The organism is Streptomyces sp. NPDC028419 (assembly GCF_055565515.1).
Genome location: NZ_JBVHUE010000002.1, coordinates 339,270 through 356,664, shown reverse-complemented (window position 1 = coordinate 356,664; position 17,395 = coordinate 339,270). Strand labels below are relative to the sequence as shown.

16 protein-coding genes are annotated in these 17,395 nt (G+C 73.6%); 10 read left to right on the top strand and 6 right to left on the bottom strand.

The window, feature by feature from the left end:
- Window positions 1-93: 93 nt before the first annotated feature.
- Window positions 94-663, bottom strand: a complete 570-nt coding sequence (locus ACZ4UB_RS03960) for a GNAT family N-acetyltransferase (RefSeq protein ID WP_468068063.1) — start codon at window positions 661-663, stop codon at window positions 94-96.
- Between the two features lie 89 nt (window positions 664-752).
- Between ACZ4UB_RS03960 and ACZ4UB_RS03955 the strand changes: the two genes are divergently transcribed.
- The gene (locus ACZ4UB_RS03955) at window positions 753-1,337 is read left to right on the top strand and encodes a hypothetical protein (protein ID WP_468068062.1); all 585 of its coding nucleotides are present in this window, start codon (window positions 753-755) and stop codon (window positions 1,335-1,337) included.
- 15 nt (window positions 1,338-1,352) lie between these two features.
- Here the strand turns inward: ACZ4UB_RS03955 and ACZ4UB_RS03950 are convergent, their stop codons facing one another.
- Window positions 1,353-3,500 carry a transglycosylase domain-containing protein gene (locus ACZ4UB_RS03950; RefSeq protein ID WP_468068061.1) on the bottom strand — a complete coding sequence of 716 codons (2,148 nt, stop codon included), beginning with the start codon at window positions 3,498-3,500 and terminating at the stop codon, window positions 1,353-1,355.
- A gap of 141 nt (window positions 3,501-3,641) precedes the next feature.
- On the opposite strand from ACZ4UB_RS03950, the gene ACZ4UB_RS03945 reads away from it, so the two are divergent.
- Together ACZ4UB_RS03945 and ACZ4UB_RS03940 are read left to right on the top strand one after the other, a co-directional pair.
- A complete protein-coding gene (locus tag ACZ4UB_RS03945; protein WP_468068060.1) occupies window positions 3,642-4,013 on the top strand; it encodes a PadR family transcriptional regulator in 372 nt (123 codons plus the stop codon).
- Complete coding sequence (locus ACZ4UB_RS03940) at window positions 4,010-4,900, top strand: hypothetical protein (RefSeq protein WP_468068059.1); 891 nt, start codon at window positions 4,010-4,012, stop codon at window positions 4,898-4,900. Before ACZ4UB_RS03945 ends, ACZ4UB_RS03940 begins: the two co-directional genes overlap by 4 nt.
- A gap of 50 nt (window positions 4,901-4,950) precedes the next feature.
- Here the strand turns inward: ACZ4UB_RS03940 and ACZ4UB_RS03935 are convergent, their stop codons facing one another.
- Entirely contained in the window at window positions 4,951-5,727 is a 777-nt protein-coding gene (locus ACZ4UB_RS03935) for a class I SAM-dependent methyltransferase (RefSeq protein ID WP_468068058.1), read from the bottom strand.
- Between the two features lie 253 nt (window positions 5,728-5,980).
- On the opposite strand from ACZ4UB_RS03935, the gene ACZ4UB_RS03930 reads away from it, so the two are divergent.
- Complete coding sequence (locus tag ACZ4UB_RS03930; protein WP_468068057.1) at window positions 5,981-6,436, top strand: hypothetical protein; 456 nt, start codon at window positions 5,981-5,983, stop codon at window positions 6,434-6,436.
- 282 nt (window positions 6,437-6,718) lie between these two features.
- Here the strand turns inward: ACZ4UB_RS03930 and ACZ4UB_RS03925 are convergent, their stop codons facing one another.
- Window positions 6,719-7,414, bottom strand: a complete 696-nt coding sequence (locus ACZ4UB_RS03925; RefSeq protein WP_468068056.1) for a DUF3152 domain-containing protein — start codon at window positions 7,412-7,414, stop codon at window positions 6,719-6,721.
- A 212-nt stretch (window positions 7,415-7,626) separates the two neighbouring features.
- Between ACZ4UB_RS03925 and ACZ4UB_RS03920 the strand changes: the two genes are divergently transcribed.
- Complete coding sequence (locus ACZ4UB_RS03920; protein WP_468068055.1) at window positions 7,627-8,541, top strand: aminoglycoside phosphotransferase family protein; 915 nt, start codon at window positions 7,627-7,629, stop codon at window positions 8,539-8,541.
- A 40-nt stretch (window positions 8,542-8,581) separates the two neighbouring features.
- On the opposite strand, the gene ACZ4UB_RS03915 is transcribed toward ACZ4UB_RS03920, so the two are convergent.
- Window positions 8,582-9,838, bottom strand: a complete 1,257-nt coding sequence (locus tag ACZ4UB_RS03915; protein WP_468068054.1) for a GDSL-type esterase/lipase family protein — start codon at window positions 9,836-9,838, stop codon at window positions 8,582-8,584.
- Entirely contained in the window at window positions 9,835-10,473 is a 639-nt protein-coding gene (locus tag ACZ4UB_RS03910) for a TetR/AcrR family transcriptional regulator (protein WP_468068053.1), read from the bottom strand. The genes ACZ4UB_RS03915 and ACZ4UB_RS03910 overlap by 4 nt, the downstream gene beginning before the upstream one ends.
- A 192-nt stretch (window positions 10,474-10,665) precedes the next feature.
- Here ACZ4UB_RS03910 and ACZ4UB_RS03905 point away from each other — a divergent pair, with 192 nt between their 5' ends.
- The 5 genes from ACZ4UB_RS03905 (at window position 10,666) to ACZ4UB_RS03885 (ending at window position 17,376) form a co-directional block, all read left to right on the top strand.
- On the top strand, window positions 10,666-12,588 hold the full coding sequence (locus tag ACZ4UB_RS03905) for a glycoside hydrolase family 15 protein (protein ID WP_468068052.1): 1,923 nt from the start codon (window positions 10,666-10,668) through the stop codon (window positions 12,586-12,588).
- Between the two features lie 186 nt (window positions 12,589-12,774).
- Window positions 12,775-13,968, top strand: coding sequence for a serine hydrolase domain-containing protein (locus ACZ4UB_RS03900; protein WP_468068051.1), 1,194 nt, complete (start codon window positions 12,775-12,777; stop codon window positions 13,966-13,968).
- Between the two features lie 88 nt (window positions 13,969-14,056).
- Window positions 14,057-14,539, top strand: coding sequence for a hypothetical protein (locus ACZ4UB_RS03895; RefSeq protein ID WP_468068050.1), 483 nt, complete (start codon window positions 14,057-14,059; stop codon window positions 14,537-14,539).
- Window positions 14,540-14,766: 227 nt separating this feature from the next.
- Window positions 14,767-16,392 (top strand): alpha/beta hydrolase, encoded by a 1,626-nt coding sequence (locus ACZ4UB_RS03890; protein WP_468068049.1) that lies wholly within the window; start codon window positions 14,767-14,769, stop codon window positions 16,390-16,392.
- 312 nt (window positions 16,393-16,704) lie between these two features.
- A complete protein-coding gene (locus ACZ4UB_RS03885; RefSeq protein ID WP_468068048.1) occupies window positions 16,705-17,376 on the top strand; it encodes a DUF4232 domain-containing protein in 672 nt (223 codons plus the stop codon).
- The last annotated feature ends 19 nt before the right edge of the window (window positions 17,377-17,395 follow it).

Below are 17,395 nucleotides of genomic sequence, written 5' to 3'. Positions count from 1 at the left end.
CAGGATTTCCCAGGCAGTTGACGATGAATTGATGCAATGACCTGAACGCTGAACGCAACGATACGTTGCAATGGGCCACGGTGAAGGCAACCGTCACCGGCGCAGGTCGAGCATGTGGAAGACCTTGTCGTAGCGGCGCGCGCCGACGGCGACGAAGTCCGGCAGACGGCCGTATTCGGTGAAGCCCAGCGACCGGTACAGGTGCAGGGCGTTGTCGTTGTCTCCCCGGGCGTCCAGGGTGAGGACCTCGATCCCGGCCCGGCGGGCGTCGGCGATCAGGGCCGCGGTCAGGGCCCGGCCGACGCCGCGTCCGTGGGCGGCGGCGGCCACCGCGAGCTTCTCCAGGTCGGCGTGCGGGCGGTGGGTCGCCCGGGCGTAGCGCTGCCAGTACCCCAGGCCGACCAGCTGACGCCCGACGTAGGCGGCGCGCAGGGCCGCGTCGCCGGCGTGCGCGGCGCGGAGCACCCCGTCGAGGAGCTCGGCCACCTCGGCCGGGGAGGGCGGGTCGACCCATCCCAGGGCCGCGCCCGCCCGGACCAGCTCCGCCAGGATCCCGTGGGCGGACTCCGCGAAGCGCGCCCCGAGCCCGGGGTCGCAGGTCAGCTCCGCCGCGTCGAGGAGAACGGGGACACCGCCGCCGCCGTCGATCGTCATCGTGTTCATGATCGTCAGCCTACGAGGCCGGGTACTCACCGGCGTCTGAGTACGGGAGCGGTGCCGCCCGGCGGTCGCCGCCTGTTGGGATGGGGCCCATGACGACGACCCGCCCCCGCACCTCCTCCGCCCCGGGCCCCGCCCCACTGCGCCGACGCCGTACCCGGACCCCGGTCCGGGCCGGTGCGGTGCTGCTCGTCGCGGCGCTCGTGCAGGGCTGTGCGGGCAGCCCGGTGATGTCGCAGGCGCGGTTCGCCGAGCACCTGCGGCTGACCCGGGCGGCGGGTGAGGACGCGGTGCGGCTGCTGGGGATGAACCCGTCATCCCTCAGCGACGGCCGCGACATGTCCAACGCCTCCTGCAAGGACGACCTCGGCCTCGACCCCGCCGGCGTCACCCGTGACCAGCCCAGCCTCAGCTGGAGGCCGGCGTTCACCGGCGGGAGCGACTACGCGACGGCGCTCGGCCGGCTCCGGGCGGCCTGGTCCGCGCGGGGCCTGACGGTCCAGGAGGTGGCCGCGCCCGCGCCGGGCGAGCCGGGGGCGGGCCTGCCCGGGGTGCGGACGACCGACGACCACGGCATCGCCCTGTCGCTGCGGCCCGACTGGTACACGGGCAAGCCGGTCCTGCGCGCCGACGGGGGCTGCGTGCGCCACGAGGGGGCGCTGGTCACCTGGGAGTAGCGCACCACCGAGGGATCACCGCACCCCCTTCATGTACTCCGCCCACAGCTCGACCGCCCGGTCGCTGCCCGGGGTACCGGGCGCGTCCCCACCGAGGCCGGTCAGCGGCAGCGGGATCAGGTCGGTGAGGGACATCCGGTAGACCACCACGGCCGTGGACTCCTGCCCGGTGTTGGCGACGAACCAGCCCGCGGTGTTCGCCGCGGTCGTCCCGGTCTTGCCCGCCGTGCCCGGGCGCGTCCTGCTCACGGCCTTCGCCGAGCCCTCGCTGACGGCGTCCCGCAGGGCGTTGGTCACCGCGGCGGCCGCCGTGGCCGACATCGCCCGGGCGGGCTTGGGGGCCACGACCGGCAGCGCGCTCCCGTTGCGCGTGATCGAGCGCACGGAATAGGGCTCGGTGTGCATGCCGGCGGCGGCGAAGGTCTCGTAGGCCCCGGCCATCCGGATCGCGCTGGGCGTCGAGTTCTCCCCGAGCGCGAAGCCGGGCACCTGGGGGCCGAGGCTCGCGCCGAGCAGTCCGGCGCGCTGGGCCAGGCCGTCCACCCGGTCGAGTCCGACGTCGAGGCCCAGTTGCAGCATCGGGGTGTTCACGGAGTTGGCGACGGCCTGGCGCAGGGTCACCTGGCCCCAGCTGCGGGCGCCGTCGTTGCGGCCCTTGACGACCTTGCCGCTGCGGTCCCAGTAGGGGCCGTCGGGCGTCTGCACGGTGACCTGGTCGTTGCCGTCGTAGAGGGAGGTCGGGGCGACCTGGGTGCGGGGCTTGCCGCGCGTGCGCATCACCCCGTCGTCCAGCGCGGTGGCGTACACGAAGGGGGTGAAGGCCGTGCCGACCGGGATCGTCGTCGCGTTCGATTCGTTGAAGCCCTGCTTCAGGTAGTCGGGTCCGCCGTAGACGGCGAGCAACCGCCCGTCGGGGGCGACGCTGGCCGCGCCGATCTTCGCGTACGTGTCGGTGGTGGGCCGGTGCTCGGCGTCGAAGTCCTTCTGCGTCTTCTGCACGGCCGCGGTGAGCGCGTCCATGCGGGACCGGTCGAAGGTCGTGTAGATCTGGTAGCCGCCGAGGTCGAAGTCGGAGTCCTTGATGTGCCCCGACTTGATCGCGTACGCCTTGGCCAGCTCCACCAGGTAGCCGGACTGACCGGTGGCGTCGCTGGCGACGGACCGCTCCACGGGGTCGGGGAACTTCGTGTACTTCGCGCGCTCGGCCGCCGTCAGGTTGCCGGTCTCGACCATCCGGTCCAGCGTCCAGCTCCAGCGCTCGACGGCGCGGGCGCGGTTCTCCTTGCTGATCGCCGGGTCGTAGAGGGCGGCGCCCTTGAGGAGCGAGGCGAGGAAGGCGCCCTCGCTGGCGTTGAGCTGGGAGACGTCCTTGCCGTAGTACGCCTGGGAGGCTCGCTGGATGCCGTAGGTGCCCCGGCCGAACCAGCTGGTGTTGAGGTAGTCCTGCAGGATCTGCCGCTTGCTCTTCTGCCGGTCCAGTTTCACCGCGAGGAGGATCTCGGTGAACTTGCGGGAGACGGTGCGGTCCTGGTTCAGGTAGGCGTTCTTCACGTACTGCTGCGTGATGGTCGAGCCGCCCTGGGTCTCGCCCCCGGTCACGGCGGCCTTCACCGCGCGCAGGAAGCCCGAGGGGGAGACCCCGGGGTCCGAGTAGAAGCTCGCGTTCTCGGCCGAGAGGATGGCGCCCTGGACCGGCTTGGGGACCTTCTCCAGCGGCATTTCCTGGCGGCTGACCCAGCCCGTGCGGGCCATTTTGGAGCCGTCGGCCCAGTAGTAGACGTTGTCCTGCTGCTTCGCGAAGGAGTTCAGGTCGTCGGGTATGTCCGTGACCGCGTAGGCACAGCCGACGAAGGCGAGCGCGGCGAGGAAGCCGTAGAGGCACGCGCCCAGCCACTGGCGCCAGGACGGGATCCAGCGGCGCCAGTCGGTGCGCCCGGGTCGGGGGTAGTCCGGCTTCAGGCGCCGGGCGAGCGGGCGCGCGCGGGCGACGAGCGGGGCGAGGACGGGTGCGAGCGCGGCCCGGCGGGCGGCGACCCACGCGGCCGCGCCGGGGCGCTCGGTGCGGCGCTTGCGCCGACGGCCCGCGGGGGCCTTGCGCCCGATCCCGGCCGTGGCCCGATCGTCGCCCGACCCCTGCTCTGATGCCGCGCCGCGTCTGCTCACGCCGAATGTCCCCTCTGGTGCCGTACCCCCTCACCTTAAGTCGCTCATACGAACCTCCAGGACGCCGGCCCGGCCGATGGGACCCTTCGGCGGCTCCGCTCCGCCGCCGTTATATGCCGGTGGGTGACTTACGATGCGGACATGAGTGATCGTGCGATGCAGGAACCCACCCTCCTCCTCCTGACCGCGCTCGCGGACGAGCCCCGGCACGGCTACGCCATCGCCCGCGAGGTGGAGAAGATCTCGGACGGTCGGGTCAAGCTGCGCACCGGCACGCTGTACGGCGCCCTGGAGCGCCTGCTCGGGCAGGGCCTGATCGAGGTGCACGGGGAAGAGGTCGTGGACAGCCGCCTGCGCCGTACGTACACGCTCACCCTGTCCGGGCGGGAGAGCCTCGGAGCCGAAGCGAAGCGGATCGCCGCGACGGCGCGCGAGGCGACCCGGCGCCTGGGCGTCACCGGCGGGGCCGCCGGCGGGTCCACGGGCGGCGTCACCGGCGGGGCCACCGCGTGAGCCTGCCGCTGCTGCGCCTGTACCCGGCGAGGTTCCGCCGCGAGTTCGGCGACGAGATAGCCGAGGCCTACCGCGAGGCGACCGAAGGGGCCGACCGGCGCACCCGTTTCCGGGAGGCCGCCGACATCGCGGCGCACGCGCTCCGGCTGCGACTGGGCACGGGCTCCGCCCAACCGGGCGGCCGGCTCTTCGCCGCCGTGTCGCCCTACGCGCTGGCCGCCACGGCCTCGTACGCCGCCTTCAACCTGATCTCGACGGTCTCCGACTGGCAGATCAGCGACAACCCCGACTTCCTCGTGCCGCTCAGCTACGCCACGAGCGGCAGCTACGCGGTGGCGCTCGTCGGCGCGGTACTGGCGCTGTGCGGACGCGCCTCGGGCGCCCTGTGGTCCCTGGTCGGCATGATCGCCAACTCCCTCTGCGTCCTCGTCGTGGTGCTGCCCGCCGACCTGCCGGTGCCCTGGCAGCTCCCGGCCTTCCTGCTGCTGCCCCTGGTCTCCGCCGTCCTCCCGCTGGCCTGCCCGCCGGACCTGCGGCCGCCGCGCCGGATCTTCAGCACCGCCGGGGTGGTGGCCCTGGCCCTGTGGGCTCCGCTCGCGGTCTTCCTCTTCGCCCTGCTCGACTCGAAGGGGGTCGGGCTCTTCCTGCACTGGCGGTACGGGGTCCCCGTGCTCGCGGCCCTGGCCCTGGCGGGCCGCTCGGCCCTGTCCGGGCTCCGCACCGCACCCCAGGTCGCGCTCGCCGCGCTGCCCTTCATGATCACCGGCTTCTTCGGCGGCGTGCTGGACGGGGACAGCATCCCCGCCACCCTCCTGCTGCTCGCCATCACGGCCTACGGCGTACGCCAGTGGCGGGGCCGGAACTCCGGGACGCCCACGCCCACCTGAGACCGGCCCACGCCCGCCCGACAGCGGCGCTCGGGGCCGTCCGGGCCGGGTCAGCGCGCGGTGACCCGGATCTTGGACTGCCCGTGGCCCAGCTCCTCCCAGTCGTCCATGAACCGGGCCGCGAGTCCGTGCCGGGTGGCCAGGGCGATCAGGGTCTCGGTGCGGTAGTAGAAGTCCTCGCGCAGCACCTGGTGCTCGGAACCGGTGGTGCGGTCGAAGGTGAAGTCGAAGTGGCCTCCGGGCGCCAACACCCGGCCGACGTGCGCGAGGCACTCGTCGATGACCTCGATCGGCGAGTGCGAGAACACGCTGTGCGCGTGCACGACGTCGAAGTGGGCGTCGGGCAGGAAGTCCAGCGTCAGGTTCCCCGTGAGGGTCAGGTGCGGGACCTTGTCCTGGAGCCCCCGCTCGGTCAAGGTCTCCTTCGCGGCGATCAGGATGTCGGGCGAGATGTCGATGCCGTAGTAGTGGCCCGGCTCCAGGTAGTCGATGAAGCGCCAGCCCGCGCGCAGGTTGCCGCAGCCTATGTCCAGCATCCTGGCGTCCGGCGCGAGGTCGTGCCGCAGCAGGTAGTCGAACTGCATCCGGCCGAGCGCGAGCCAGCGTTCGTGCGTCTGGCTGCCCACGGCGGCCTCGGGATCGCGCCGGGTGTCCGAGGCCATCACCGCGCGGTAGTAGCTCACGTGGTCGGGGTGCTTGAAGGCCAACCAGCGGTCGCGCGCGGCCCGCTTCAGGTAGGGGGCGATGCGGTGCGGGCTGCTCGCGGCGTACCGGACCTTGTGGGCGAGCGACGCCCGGTTGGCGACGAGGTTCTTCTTGCTGGCCATGCCTACTCCATCTCCGTCACACGCCGAGTCCCCGGCACGCACGGCGGCGTCGACCGCCGTCGGACCGGGATTCATGTGGCCACTATATGCCGGTGAACGACATATACACGTCACGGGGGGATGCGCCGGGCTCCGCGGGGTTTCCCGGGGTTTCCCCGATCCGTCCCCGGGAGGAGACGGCCGCCTCCTCGACGGCCGGACCGGGGTGCACCAGGCTCGAACCGACCCGCTCCCCCGACGGAAGGGAACTCCCATGCACACCGCTCTCCTCAGGAGCCACGCCCGAACGTTCGCGAAGGCCGGCACGGCGGTCGCGGTCGCCACCCTGCTCCTGTCCGCGACCTCGGCGACCACGGCGCACGCCGCACCGACCGCGCCCACCGGTGCCAAGGCGTACGTGCAGCGCTGCACGGACCTCGGCAACGGCACCCTGTGCATCGACGTCAACGGCCGGGTCGGCGCGCAGGGCGTCATCGGCGTCGGCTACTGGAAGCGGGCCGGGGACGCCGTCCACGTCCGGCTCGGCTGGCAGAACACCACGGGCGGCGGCGCGAACTTCAGCAGGAACGTGCACGGTCCGCTGGTCCCGGGGAGCAACACGGGCACCGAGACCTGGCGGACCTACCTCGCCGCCGGCTGCGTGTACCCGCTGATCGAGGTGGTCGGCCAGGGGACCCTCAAGGGCAAGGAGGTCTGCGTCCCTTCCTGACCGGGACGCCTGACGAGGCGACCTGACAGGGCGACCTGACGGGGCGAAACCCTTCCCGGCTTCGACATCCCCGAGAAGCTCGCCGCCCGCAGGGACATGGCCGAGCAGCACGCCTACCCGCGCGCGAGGTTCACCCGCCGCGGCGCCCTGCGCGCGGGCGCGGTCACCGCGGCGGTGAGCTCGATGCCGTCGCCCACGACGCCGCGCGGGGCCGGGATCCGTGACGCGGGGGCGTCCCGGGTGGGGGCCGAAGGCCCGTACCGGGCCGGGGCCCGACCGCCTTCACTGCGCGTCGGGGCCCGTGAGGAAGGTGCCGTCCGCGGTGTAGGGCCAGGCATTGGACACGCAGCCGTCCAGGCCCTTGATCTGCTGCATCATCACCGGCGCCGGTCGGCCGGGGCCCGGGCACCCCATGTGCCGGCGGTAGCCGATCATGTGGCCCACCTCGTGGTTGATGATGAGATGCCGGTACTCGGTGGCCGGTCCGTCGTACTGCGGCGAACCCCGCGTCCAGCGCTTGAGATTGACGACGACTCCCCCGGTGATCTCGCAGTTCAGCTCCCCGCGCGTGTTGCCGACCGGCGCGCAGAGGGTGTCGGTGGTCTTCGGGGTGGCGATCTTGATGGTGACGTCGGCATCGCCGTCGACCAGTTGGAACCGGGCCTGGCCGTGCGCGGCCCAGCTCCTCGGGTCGTTGAGGATCGCCTGGATCTCCGTGGCCGCCTGCACGGGCGATACGTCGATGCCGTCCTCGACCTCGACCCGGTAGCGCCGCAGCGGCCCGCCGGTCCCGATGACGGCTCCGGACGCCTGCGCGCTGGTGAAGGTGCCGGGCCCGGAGGCGGGCACCGCGGGCGAGCCGTCCGAGGCTGCCGGCGTGCCGCTCCCGGGCCGCTGGGAGAGGGCGAAGCCGCCGGTGAGCGCCAGTCCCAACAGGGAGAGGGCGATGACCGGCAGCCGGCTGTGCCGCGCTGCCACGGTGTGGATCCTGCCTTTCCTGGGCGCTGGTCACGGCGGTCGGTTCCGCCGGCCGTGCGTCCTTCGAGCAGTCTGGGAGACCGACGTTTCCAGCATCGCGGGGTCACCGGTCGGGAACCCGACGATCATGTATCAACCGCGTATCAACGCCCGGAACCCGCCCGGGAAACCCCTTTGACGCCCCGCCGTGTCCCAGGGTCGGATGGTGCCTCATGAGCTCGGGAGCAGTGGACACGGAACAGATGCACGCGGACGGCCACCCCATCGACGAGGACCTCGTACGGCGCCTGGTCGCCGGCCGGTTCCCGCGGTGGGCCGAGTTGCCGGTGCGGCGGGTCGCCTCGGGCGGCACGGTCAACGCCGTGTACCGGCTGGGCGGGACGATGCTGATCCGGCTGCCGCTGACGGCCGGCGGCGCGGGGGACGTACCGCACGAGCAGGAGTGGCTGCCCCGGCTGGCCCCGCTGCTCCCGACGGCCGTCCCCGAGGTGCTGGGGGTCGGCGGGCCCGCCGAGGGGTACCCGTGGTCGTGGTCGGTGTACCGGTGGTTGGAGGGCGAGAACCCCGAGGCCGGGGCGCTGGACGCGCCCGAGGCACTGGCCGGGGACCTGGCCGCCTTCGTGGCGGCGATGCGGAAGGTCACGCTGGCGCGGGCGCCGCGGGCCCACCGCGGCGGACCGCTCTCCTCGCTGGACGCGGCGACCCGGGCAGCCATCGAGGAGTTGCGCGGGATCCCGGGCGAAGCCCTCGACTGCGACGCGCTGGCGGCCGTGTGGGACGGGGCGCTGCGCGCCCCGGCGTGGGACGGACCTCCCGTGTGGCTGCACGCCGACCTCATGCCGGGGAACGTGCTCGTGCGCGACGGGCGGCTCGCCTCGGTGATCGACTTCGGTTGTGCGGGGGTGGGCGATCCGGCCTGCGACCTGTTCCCCGCCTGGAACCTGCTGCCCGCCGGCGCCCGGGAGGTCTTCCGCACGTCCCTCGGCGTGGACGACGCCACCTGGCTGCGCGGCCGCGCCCGGGCCCTGTCCCAGGCCGTGATCGCGCTGCCGTACTACCGGAACACGAACCCGACGATGGCCCGCAACGCCCGGCACGTGATCGAGGCGGTGCTGGCGCAGGGGTGAGGCCGCCGGCCGGGACAGGGGGTGGGGCCAGGGAGCGGGATCAGGGAGCGGGTCGGGCCGGCGGGACCGCGAAGGGGCCCTCGGGTGCGAAGGCGCGCGCGGCGAAGCGCTCGCCGATGCGGCGGTGGGTGGCGGCGTCCGGGTGCAGCTCGTCGGGCAGCGGCAGCTCGGCGTTGTCGGCCTCGCCGTAGAGCTCGCGGCCGTCCAGGTAGTGCAGGTTCGGGTCCTCGACCGCCCGCTCCGCCACGATCCGGGCCAGTTCCTCCCGGACGACGCCGAGGGTCAGCTTGCCGCTCGCGCGCTCCGCGGGATCACCGGTGGCCAGGAAGCGCAGCCGACCGGCGCTGAAGGCGGCGAAGTCGGGGGCGCTGGGACCCGGGGTGTCCTCGTGGATCGGGCACAGGATGGAGGAGACCACCAGCAGCGGCGTATCGGGGTGGCCCTCGCGGAGGGTGTCGAGGAAGCCGTGGACGGCGGGGCCGAAGGCACGCAGCCGCATCGCGTCGGTGTTGACCAGGTTGATGCCGATCTTGAGGCTGATCAGGTCGGCGGGGGTGTCGCGCATGGCGCGGGCGGTGAAGGGGTCGAGCAGGGCGCTGCCACCCAGGCCCAGGTTGGTCAGCTCCACCCCGCCGAGGGCGGCGGCCAGCGCGGGCCACGTGGTGCTGGGGCTCGCGGCGTCGGATCCGTGGCTGATCGAGCTGCCGTGGTGCAGCCACACCCTGCGCCCGTGGTCCGGCGCGGGCTCGACGGGCGCGTCGGAGCGCAGGGCCACCAGGCGGGTGGTCTCGTTGTGCGGCAGCCAGATCTCCACGTCCTTGTCCGCGTCGGCGAGGCCGCGGAAGCGGAGGGTGCCGACCGGGCCGGGCCGCTCGGTGGTGGTGCCCGCGGCCAGGTCGATGGTCAAGGTGGTGCCCCCGGCGACGCCGGCCCGCCCGGCCAGGCTGCCGTCGACCAGCAGGTCGTAGACGCCCTCCGGGCGCGGCGGGGCGCCGACGTAGACGCGCTTGGTGGGCAGGGTGTCGAGTTCGAGGGCGGTCGCCCGGGTGCGGAAGACGAGCCGCACGCCGGAGGGCTGCGACTGCGCCATGGCGAGCTGACCGTCGGTGTTCTGGGCGCGGGCCCGGGCGGGCAGCCGGTGCGGCAGGACGCCCTCTTCGGTGTGCTCCAAGTCCAGCGCTCCGCGCAGGAGGTCCGCGGTGATCGGCGTGGTGATCCACGGGCGCTCGGCGTGCCCGCTGCCGGTGTCCGGGGCGTCGTCGTCCGTGCCGTCGGTGCTCGTGCGGTCGGTGCTCATGCTGTCGTCGGCCTCTCCGTCGAGGGGGCCGCATCGCTGGGATGCGACGGTGCGCCACCACTGTGCGGCGGCGTGGTCCAGCTGCGCAGGAGGGCGTCCAGCCGGTCGAGGATCCACGACCAGGTCTCCTGCGAGTCGGGAGCGCTGTGGCTGAAGCCGCCGGACAGCTCCAGGGTGACGTAACCGTGGAAGACGCTCCCCAACAGCCGGACGGCGTGCGTCTGGTCGGGCTCCGTCAGGTCGTACCCGCGCAGGATCGCCCGGGTCATCCGGGCGTGCCGGCCGCCCGCGCTCGCGGCGGCCGCCTCCGGGTCGAGCGGGAACTGCGCCGCGGCGTAGCGACCGGGGTGCTGCCGGGCGTAGTCGCGGTAGACGTTCGCGAAGGCCGCCAGGGCGTCCTTGCCCGCGCGCCCGGCGAGGGCGACGGCGACCGCGTCGGCGAGTTCCTCCAGCGCGAGCAGGGCGATCCCGGTCTTGAGGTCGCGGGAGTTCCGCACGTGCGAGTAGAGGCTCGCGACCTTGACGTCGAACTGCCGGGCGAGCGCCGAGACGGTCACCTGATCGAAGCCGACCTCGTCGGCCAGCTCCGCCCCCGCCCGCACCAGACGTGCCGTGGTCAATCCCGCGCGTGCCATGGGCATCCCTCCATCAACCTGAAGCCATTATTGATTTACCTAAAGCCTTTAGGCAAATCTCGCACGCCTTGCTCTCTCCGGGTCGAACCCGCGCACCGGGAGGAACGCGGTGCGCCGGCCCTCGTTACCCACGCATGACGTGCGTCCGCGGTGTTGCGGCGGTGACGGCACGTCACCGAACGAGGGAGGCTCATGGACCCGTCCATCACCCTGTCCGCCGTCCTGGCGACAGCCCTGCTGAGCATTCCCGGACCGACCGCGGACACCACCACCGACACCGCCGGCACCACCGCCGACGCGGCCGCCTCCGCCCCGCGCGCGGAACAGCCCCGGCACGACGTGGGCCTGTTCGGCATCAAGGCCACGGACCACGCGGCGGCGCAGGAGTTCACCGCCGCCAGCTCCCGTCTCGACCGGGTCGCCTTCTACCTGACCAGCGCGGCTTCCACCGGCACGGTGACCGTGCAGGTGCGCACCGCGCTGGACGACGCCGCGTCCGCCGTCGCCACCCGGACGCTGGACCTGGCCGCCCTGGGCGGTGCGGGAGCGGGCTGGATCGAAGTTCCGTTCGCCGCACCGCTCGCGGCGGGGAGCCCGTACTACCTGTTCGTCCAGGCCGCCACCCCCGAGGGCAAGGCGGTCGTCTGGCACGGAACGCGGACCGCGGACCCCGGAGCCCCGATCAGCTGGAACTACGACCGGGCCTACTGGGGCGGCTGGCACGCCGACGCCGCCCGCCTCGCCTTCCGCGTGAACCCCGTCGGCGCCGACCGCTGCGGGGAGAGCGAGCCCTGTTACGTGCCCACCTCCTCGCTGGCCGCCCGTACGGCCGGGCTGCTGACGAACCAGCAGGTGACGGAGGCCGTCGCGCCCTCGTTCGCGGTGGGTGCCGGCTACGTCGAGGGCAGCAACGTCCTGCGCCTGCCGTCGGGCCGCTGGCGCCACCTCCCCGCCGGTCGCGGCGCCTCGGTGGTGACCGAGGCCGACGACCCCGGCGCGCTGAAGCAGATCGCCGAGAGCCGCGCCTGGCTGGCCGCCGGCAAGGTGCCCGGGTCGACGCCCGCGCGCCGCGAGGCGTCCCGGCGGGCACTGCTGTCCATGCGGGCCCTGCTGCGCCCGAACGGGGCGTTCGCCGCCGCCTGGTCACCGGCGTGGGAGTACTCCTGGCCCCGCGACGGCGGCTTCGCCGCAGCCGCCTTCGCCGCGACCGGCCACGACGCCGAGGCGTACCGGATGCTGCGCCACGACCAGGCGACCCAGCGCCCGGACGGCACCTGGGAGGCGCGCACCACGCTCGACGGCGCGGGTCCGCCCGACGCGCGGACCTGGCAGCTCGACGGCAACGGCTGGGTGCCCTGGGCCACCTGGCAGTGGTACCGGGCCGCGCCGGCCAAGGGCCGGGCCGCCCGGCTGGCCGCGCTGTACCCGATGGTCCGCAAGGCCGCCGACTACGCGGCCGACTCGCTCGACGCCAACGGGCTGCCGCCCGCGGGCCCGGACTACTGGGAGCTGCCGACGGCCACCGCGAACATCGGTACCGCCGCGCCCCTGCTCGCGGGGCTCAACGCGGCCGCCGACCTCGCCCGGGCGTCCGGCCGCGACGCCGACGCGACGCGCTGGGCGACGGCCGCCCGGCGCCTCGCCGACGGCATCGCGACGCACTTCGCACCGCTGGGCTACCCGCGCACCAGCGACGGGCTGCACGGCCGCGACAGCGCCGCCGCCTTCATGGCCCCGCCCTTCAACACCGCGCCCGCCGACCTGGCGACGGCCCTCGACTCCACCTACCGAGCGCTGCTGCTGCCGAACGGAGGGCTCACGCCCGGCAACGACCCCGGGTTCAGTTGGGGGGCGTACGCCTGGACGCCCAGCACCACCTTCTTCGCGCTGGCCTGGGCGGGTACGGGTGAGCGGCAGAAGGCCGAACGCGTCCTGGACTGGGTCCTGTCCAAGCGCAACGGGCTCGGCGAGCTGCCCGAGACCGTCAACGGCAGGGGGCGGCCCTCCTCGGTCGCCCCGCTCGGCTGGACCGATTCCCTGGTGCTCCTCACCGCCCTGGCCCTCGACGGCACCCCGGCCCCGACCCCGCCCACGACGCCGGCGCCGGCTCCGTAGGCCGTCCCCGTCGGATCGCGCCGGGCCGGGGGCCGAGGCAGGGCTCCCGGCCCGGACGTTGGGGCCGGACGTTGGGGCCGGACGGGCCACGGTCGGCCGGGGTGCGGCCGCGTCGCCCCCGGCGCCGGCGCCCGTCCTGCCATCGTGGGCGACCGCGCCCGCTCCGACTCCCCCGGAGGTACCTCCGTGTCCCGACGCCCCTGCGGCCCCATCGGCAGGATCCGCCCGTCGCTCCGCCTGGCCGCCGCCACCGCCGTGTGCGGCGCCCTGCTCGCCGCCGCGCCGGCGCCCGCGCAGGCCGGTACGGACCGCAACCCACCGGCGGGCGCCTCCCTCCAGCAGGAGCTGCGGGAGCTGGTGGCGCGGCCCGACGGGCCCCCCGGAGTCATCGCCGTGCTGCGCGAGGGCGACCGTACGCGGACCTACCGGGCGGGCGTGGCCGACGTGGAGAGCGGCCGGCCGCCGCGCGTGGGCGACCACATGCGGATCGCCAGCGTCGCCAAGGCCTTCAGCGGGGCGGTGGCCCTGGCGCTCGTCGACCGCGGTCGGCTGCACCTGGACGACACCCTGGGCGAGGTGCTGCCCGATCAGCCGGCCGCCTGGCACGGGGTCACCCTGCGTCAACTGCTGAACCACACGAGCGGGTTGCCCGACTATTCGGCATCCCGGGCGTTCCGCGACATCGTCTCCGCGGACCCCCGCCACCCCTTCGATTCCCGGCGTCTGCTGGAGTTCGTGGCCGACGAGGACCTCGCCTTCGCGCCGGGCAGCCGCTACCAGTACTCCAACTCCGACAACATCGCCGTCGCCCTGATGGCCGAGGCCGCCACCGGGCGCCGGTACGAGGAGCTGCTCCGCGAGCTCGTCTACGCGCCCGCGGGCATGGACGCCACGAGCCTGCCCCAGGGCTACCGACTGCCCGAGCCCTTCCTGCACGGCTACCAGATCGATCCGCAGGACGGCCCGGTCGACGTCAGCGAGGCCGTGGGCGCCTCGGGGGCCTGGGCGGCCGGGGGCATCGTCTCGACGCCGAAGGACCTGACGGCGTTCATCCGCGCTTACGCGGGCGGCGCGCTCGTCTCCGACCGCACCCGCCGACAGCAGTTCAGGTTCGTCCCCGGCGCCCTGTCCCAGCCGCCCGGTCCCGGCCGCACCGACGCGGGCCTGGCGATCTACCGCTACACCACCCGCTGCGGAACGGTGTACGGGCACACCGGGAACACGCTCGGCTACACGCAGCTGGTGGCCGCCACCGCGGACGGCCGGCGCTCGCTGACCTTCTCGATCACCACGCAGACCTCCCTCACCAGCGACCCCGACCTGCTCGCACGGGTGCGGGCGGTCCAGGAGGACTTCGTCTGCGCGCTGCTGCACGGGTGAGGTCCAGCGGGTGCGGGGTACGCGCCGGTGGGGGAAGCTGGGAAGGCCGCAGTGCCTACGGCGGGCAGAGTGGTGAGGAAGGCCCTTCGTGAACGTTTCAGCAGCCGGCCGTCCGGCGCGCGCGTCCCGGTGGGGGGCGCGGACGACCAGGGTGGTGTGCGCGGTGGTGGCCGTGACGGCCGTCGCCGCGCTCCCTGGTGGGACGTCGTCGGCGCGGGCGCTGGACCCGCCGGATCCGGTGGTGGTCGTCGACTGTTCCGGCCAAGCCCGCATGCGCCCCCAGGAGTACCTCCTGGCCTGCGGTGACGGGAACAACCACCTCGTCGACCTGCGGTGGGACACCTGGGGCGCGCGGACCGCGACGGCCACCGGCACCGACATGGTGAACGACTGCCGCCCCTACTGTGCGGCCGGCCGGTTCCGCGCCTACCCGGTAGCGGTGACGCTGAGCGACCCCCAGACCTGGCCCGCGCACCCGGACGTCCGGCGCTTCACGACGATCAGGCTCCTCTACACCGACACCGCACCGGCCCCGGTCCCCAAGGACGTGACCTACAAGCTCGTGTACTGAGCGTCCTCCTCAAGGGGGAGGGGACTACGCGCGGACGGGACGGGCCGTCCCCGAAGTGACGGCGGATGCGGGGATCTTGGGGATGAATCTCGGCCAGGTGTCTTGATTCCAGGTGGTACGCGCGGGGGACGGAAGGTCGGCTCTTGGGAGGGATCCGGTCTCAGCAGCCCATCCAACACAGTGGAGGTGCACGCGAATTCACCTGACGAAGGAACGGCACCACACGCATGAAACGTCTCGCTCCGCTGCTCGCCACCGCCGGGCTCCTGGCCACCGCTCTGCCCGGGCTGGTGGCGTCCCCCGCATCCGCTGCCCAGACTCCCGAGTACCTGCGCCAGAAGCCGGCGTGGCACCGCTGCAGCCCCGATCGGCCGGCGACGTACGAGTGCGCGACCCTCAAGGTGCCGCTCGACTACCAGCGTCCCGAAGGGCGCACCCTCGACATCGCGATATCCCGCATCAAGAGCGAGAACCCGGCCAAGCGGCGCGGCGTCCTCCTCATCAATCCCGGCGGCCCCGGCACCTCCGGCCTCTTCCGGCCGATCCGGGTGAACGACGAGATGCCCAAGGACGTCCGCGACCGCTACGACCTCATCGGCTTCGACCCGCGCGGCGTGAACGAGAGCAGCCCGATCAGCTGTGGCGATCTGAGCGAGAAGGAGGTGGGCGCCGGCGGGGCCTACCGGCCCGAGACCTTCGCCTCGGACGTGGCCTGGGCGCGCGGGATCGCCGACAAGTGCCGTGAGAAGTCGGGCGATGTGATCCCGTACATCACCACCCGCAACACGGCGCGCGACATGGACGTCATCCGTGCCGCACTGGGGGAACGGACGCTCTCGTACCTGGGCTACTCGTACGGGACGTACCTGGGCGCGGTGTACTCGCAGATGTTCCCGGAGCGCACCGACCGGTTCGTCCTGGACAGCGGCGTGGACCCGGGGCGCACCTGGCGCGGCATGATCCAGGTGCAGGGGACCGGAGCCGAGCCCGCCTTCGAGCGGTGGACGCGGTGGGCGGCGGAGCGCTCGGACGCCTACGGTCTCGGCACGACGCCCGAGGCGGTCTCCGCCACCTTCTGGGCACTGGTGGCGCGGGCCGACCGGGACCCGATCATGCACTACGGACAGAAGATGACGGGTGATGACATCAGGTCCGACCCGTCGCTCTACTTCGACCCCCGAGCCGCCTCGGTCGTCATCAAGTCCATCAAGGCATCCGCCGACAAGGCGCCCCAGCCGCCGGTGAACCCGGCTCCGGGCGGCGCCGCTCCGGGCGCGAGCGGGAAGGACACCGGCCAGAAGGGGCCCGGCGCGCGGTCGCCGCTCGGCGGTGTCCGGGCCGCCGGCCCGGGTGTCGACGCGGCAGGGGCCTCGGAGGCGCCGGACCCCACTCCCGCCGGCAACGCCACCGCCGCGTACTGGGCCGTGGTGTGCGGGGACGCGGACAACTGGCCCCGCGATCCGGACCAGTACGCGCGGGAAGCGGCGCAGGACAAGATCAAGCATCCGCTGTACGGGGACTTCGCCTCGAACATCAAACCGTGCGCCTTCTGGCAGCGGCCGCTGGAGCCCGCCACGCCCATGAAGACCCGCGCCGATGTCCTGACCGTGCAGAACGAGTGGGATCCGATGACCCCGCTCAGCAGCGGCCAGGGGCTGCACCAGGCGCTCAAGGGCTCGCGGATGGTGCTCGCGCTGGGCGGCCAGGGGCACGGGGTGTATCTCTCCACCCCCACGACCTGCGCCAACATACCCGTCAGCGCCTACCTGTCGACGGGACGGCTGCCCGCCAAGGACATCACCTGCCAGAACCCGCCGCCCACCCCCGACCCGGAGGGCGCCGGAGCCCGCTGACCACAGGGCCCGCGCCGCTCACCGTCAAGATCGACCGCGTCACAGTTCCGTCCCAGGGACCGGCTGGCCGAGAACGCGTGCGGAGCCTGGCGGGAACCGTCATCTCCACTGGTCGGCGGCGTGGGTCGACCTGCGGATTCGGCCACCCGGGCCAGCGTCGTCCGACGATGCGTGTAACAGGAAGGTATGAGGGCAGGGGCAGACGGAACGGATCGGCGGTCGGACGGGTCCTCTGGATCAGAAGTGCCCGCTCCCACCGGCCCGTTCGGGCCCGAGCCACCCCGGCTGCCGACCGATTCCGAGGAAACAACGATGCGCGTCCACAAGATCACCTTCGCCGCCCTGGCCGTCGCCGCCGGTCTCTCGCTGACGGCGTGCCAGAACGGCGATGACGCCGCGGCGCCGGGTGGCGGCTCCTCGTCCGCGTCCACCGCGTCCCCGTCCGCATCCGCGCCTTCGACCACGGGCGGCGCCGACCAGAGCGGTGGCAAGGGCTCCCCGGCGGTCGCGGGCGGCAAGGGCGCGGCGGCCGGGACCGGCTCCGACAAGGGCGGTGCGTCCGGCTCCGACAAGTGCCGCACCGGCGACCTGGAGATCACCGCGATCGACAGCACCATCGGCGGCGACACCGACGGTACGGTCGCGGTGCAGTTCAAGAACCGCGGCGGCCGGGACTGCACGCTCTCCGAGTACGCCGGCGTCGATCTGAAGACCAACGCGGGGTCGATCTCCGCGCAGCGCACCGGCCAGCACCCCGGCCCGACCACCCTGAAGAAGGGTGCGGCGGTCTCCTTCGGCGTCACCTACCCGATGAACACGTCGGGCGGTTCCGGCGTGCGCGTCACCGGCCTGGTCGTCACCCCGCCGGACGAGACGAAGTCGGTCAGCCTCGCCTGGCCGGGCGCCGCCACGCTGCCCGTCACGGACGGCAGCGGCTCCCCGGTCAAGGTCGGCCCGATCGGCAGCGCCGGCCAGGGCGGCTGACCCACCGCGAAGCGGCGTA